The 3,535-nt window shown below is 72.2% G+C and carries 3 protein-coding genes and 1 pseudogene; all 4 read right to left on the bottom strand.

Going from position 1 to position 3,535, the window contains the following annotated elements; translation table 11 throughout:
- On the bottom strand, positions 1 to 387 hold a 387-nt coding region (locus tag AC1D15_RS22535), incomplete at its 3' end, for a TIM barrel protein (protein WP_477827718.1).
- 1 nt (position 388) lies between these two features.
- On the bottom strand, positions 389 to 1,576 hold the full coding sequence (locus AC1D15_RS22530) for a dihydrodipicolinate synthase family protein (protein WP_477827717.1): 1,188 nt from the start codon (positions 1,574 to 1,576) through the stop codon (positions 389 to 391).
- A 4-nt stretch (positions 1,577 to 1,580) separates the two neighbouring features.
- Complete coding sequence (locus tag AC1D15_RS22525; protein ID WP_465112562.1) at positions 1,581 to 2,732, bottom strand: Gfo/Idh/MocA family protein; 1,152 nt, start codon at positions 2,730 to 2,732, stop codon at positions 1,581 to 1,583.
- Between the two features lie 31 nt (positions 2,733 to 2,763).
- Positions 2,764 to 3,535: pseudogene (locus AC1D15_RS22520) on the bottom strand (mandelate racemase); the annotation flags it as partial.

Raw genomic sequence — 3,535 nt, 5'->3', positions numbered from 1 at the left:
GGCACGCGCCGCGCCGATGTCCTTGTGCGCGGCCCGGCCCGACAGCGCGCCCGGCAGCCCGCCCACCACCAGCACCAGGCAGCGGGCGTGCAGCGCCACCGCCTCGTCGACCGCACGCCGGTTGTCGTCCAGCGCGCGCTGCCGCCCCTCGGCATCGGCCGCCGGGAACATGCCGCCGCGGCAGTAGCCCGACAGCTCGATGCCGGTGTCGCGCACCAGCCCTGCGATCTTGTCGAGACCGGCCGCGGCCACCTGGTCGCGCCACGGCGAGATCGCGCGGATGCCCCGCGTCGCGCACTCCAGCACGATGCGGTCGAGCGGCCATTGCGCCCGCACGGTGGCGGTGTTGATCGAGAGCCAGCGGTGGTCGGCGCTGAAGTCCCTCATGTCAGGCGTCCACGCCGTGCAGGCCCAGCAGATGCCGCATGCGCCGCGCCGCCAGCTCCGGCTGCTCGATCAGCCCCGCCTCATCGGCCAGCCGCAGCAGTTCCGCGAGGTGCGGCAGCGAGCGGGTGCTCTGCTGCCCGCCGACCATCACGAAGTGATCCTGGTGGCCGTTGATCCAGGCCATGAAGACGACCCCGGTCTTGTAGAAGCGCGTCGGCGCCTTGAAGATGTGGCGCGACAGCGGCACCGTCGGCGCGAGGATCGCGTGGAAGCGGCTGCGGTCGTGCGCCGCCAGCGCCGCCAGCGCCGCGCTCGCGGCCGGCGCGATCGCGTCGAAGATGCCCAGCAGTGCATCGCTGTGCCGCTGCGACGGCGCGTCATCGACGCCGTCGCCGGCGATCAGCTCCGCATAGTTGAAGTCGTCGCCGGTGTACATGCGCACGCCGGGCGGCAGGCGGCGGCGCATCGCGATCTCGCGGTCCTTGTCGAGCAGCGAGATCTTGATGCCGTCGACCTTCGCCGGGTTCGCCTCGATCACCGCCAGCGCGGTGTCCATCGCGCGGTCGACGTCGGCGCTGCCCCAGTAGCCGGCCAGCGCCGGGTCGAACATGTCGCCCAGCCAGTGCAGGATCACCGGCTCGCGGGCCTGGCGCAGCAGGCGGCCGTAGACCTGCACGTAGTCGTCCGGGCCGCGCGCCACGCGGGCCAGCGCGCGGCTGGCCATCAGGATCAGGCGGCCGCCGAGCTTCTCGATCGCGGCCATCTGTTCCTCGTAGGCGCGCAGCACGTCGTCGATGCCGCGGGCCGCGTCGGGCGCCAGTTGATCGGTGCCGCAACCGCTCGCGATGCGCGCGCCCGGCAGGTCGCGCGCCGCGTCGAGCGAGCGCGCGATCAGTTCGAGCGAGGTCGGCCAGTCCAGCCCCATGCCGCGCTGTGCGGTGTCCATCGCCTCGGCCACGCCCAGGCCCATGCGCCACAGGCGCTGGYGGTACGCAAGGGTCGCGTCCCAGTCGATCGCGCAGCCCAGCCACGGGTCGATCGCCGCGCGGGCATCCGCCACCACGTGCGCGGCCGAGAAGGCGATGCGGTTGAAGACCGGCGCGGCCGGCGCGCGCCAGGCCTCGCGGCCGCTCAGCGTGTAGCGCGCGAGGCCGCCATCGGCAGCGGGGAGGTTCAGCGACAGGTCCATCGCGTCACACCCCCAGCGCCGGCACGTCGACCCAGCGCCGCTCCTTCCAGCTTTTCAGCGCCGCCTCCACCAGCTGCACGCCCTTGGCCCCTTCGGGCAGCGTGAAGCGGTACGGCGCGTCCTCGGCCACGTGGCGCAGGAACTGCTCCCACTGCAGCTTGAAGCCGTTGTCGTACGGCTGCGTATCGGGCACCTCCTGCCACTGCTCGAAGAACGGCATGGTCTGGCGCGTGTCGGGGTTCCACACCGGGCGCGGCGTGTTCACGCGCGCCTGGCTGCGGCAGTCGGTCAGCCCGGCCACCGCCGAGCCGTGCGTGCCGTCGACGTGGAAGGTGACCAGGTCGTCGCGCCGCACGCGCGTCACCCACGAGCTGTTGACCTGCGCGATCACGCCGCCGGCCAGCTGGAAGGTCGCGTAGGCGGCGTCGTCGGCCGTCGCGCGGTACGGCTTGCCGGCTTCATCGAAACGTTCCGGGATGTGCGTGGTGCCGAGGCACGACACCGCCTGCACCTCGCCGAACAGGTTGTCCAGCACGTAGCGCCAGTGGCACACCATGTCGAGGATGATGCCGCCGCCGTCTTCCTGCCGGTAGTTCCACGACGGCCGCTGGATCGGCTGCAGGTCGCCCTCGAACACCCAGTAGCCGAACTCGATGCGCACCGACAGGATGCGGCCGAAGAAGCCGGCGCGTTTCAGCATGTCGAGCTTGCGCAGGCCGGGCAGGAACAGCTTGTCCTGCACCGCGCCGTGCTTCACGCCGGCCTGCTGCGCGAGGCGGCACACCTCCAGCGCCTCGGACAGGTTGGTCGCGATCGGCTTCTCGCAGTAGACATGCTTGCCGGCGCGGATCGCCTGCGCGAGCAGCGTCGGGCGCATCTGCGTGGTGCCGGCGTCGAAGAACACGGTGTCGGCGCGGTCGGCCATCGCGGCATCGAGGTTGGTGCCCCAGCGCGCGATGCCGTGGGCCTTCGCCAGCGCCTCGATCTTGCCGGCATCGCGGCCGATCAGCACCGGGTCGGGCATCAGCCGGTCGCCGTTGGCGAGCGCCACGCCGCCCTGCTGGCGGATCGCGACGATCGAGCGGATCAGGTGCTGGTTCATGCCCATGCGGCCGGTGACGCCGTGCATGATCAGACCGAGTCGTTGTGTGGCCATGGGGCTCCTTGCGGGGTCGGACGATGAGGATTCAGACGAGGGCGGCTGCCTGCGACAGCGGCTGCATCGCCGACCAGTCTGGCGTGGCCGCGTGGGCGTAACCGGGGCCGGCCAGCGAATGGAGATCGATGCGGCCGCCGGCGATGCGCAGCCGCCCGTCGCCGTCGTACAGGTCGGGATGGGCCCGCACGAAGGCCTGGCGTTCGGCGGCCGGCGCGGCACCGAAGCCGTCGGCGTAGTGGTGGCCGTTGCGCTCGGCATGATCCAGGCCCAGCAGCGCGGCCAGCGCCAGGTCCTGCTGCACCGCGAGGCCGGCCTGGCAGGTCAGGTCCTCGGCCGACATGAACCACGCCGGCGCCTGGCCGTCGCGCCGCGCGGCCTGGTTCCAGCGTTCGCAGCGCGCGCGGTTGACGAGCGACTTGTAGAAGCCCTTGCAGCCCTTGCTCGACACGCCTTGCCAGCCGGCGTCGCGGCCGCGCACGAAGGCGTCCAGCGTGCCGTCGGCCTCGTCCATCAGCAGCGGGCAGGGCAGGGGTGGCAGCGCGCCGTCGAACGAGCGATCGCGGGGCAGCGGCTGCTCCAGGTACAGCAGCGCATCGGGCCGCGCGGCGTATGCCGGCAGCGAAGCCAGCCGCGCGAACAGCTCGGAGATCGCCGCCGTGTCGCCGTACTGCTCATTGCCGTCGAGCGTGTAGCGGTGGCCGGGCGCATCTCGGTCGAGCACCGCCAGCACCTCGGCGAGGCGTTGCACGTCGGCCCGCGGATCGCCGCCGAGCTTGATCTTGAACACCCGGTGCCCGTAG

This window comes from Rhizobacter sp. P2_H2, from assembly GCF_056403375.1.
Note: the sequence above shows the minus strand (reverse complement) of the source record. Positions and strands in the feature narration are given on the sequence as shown.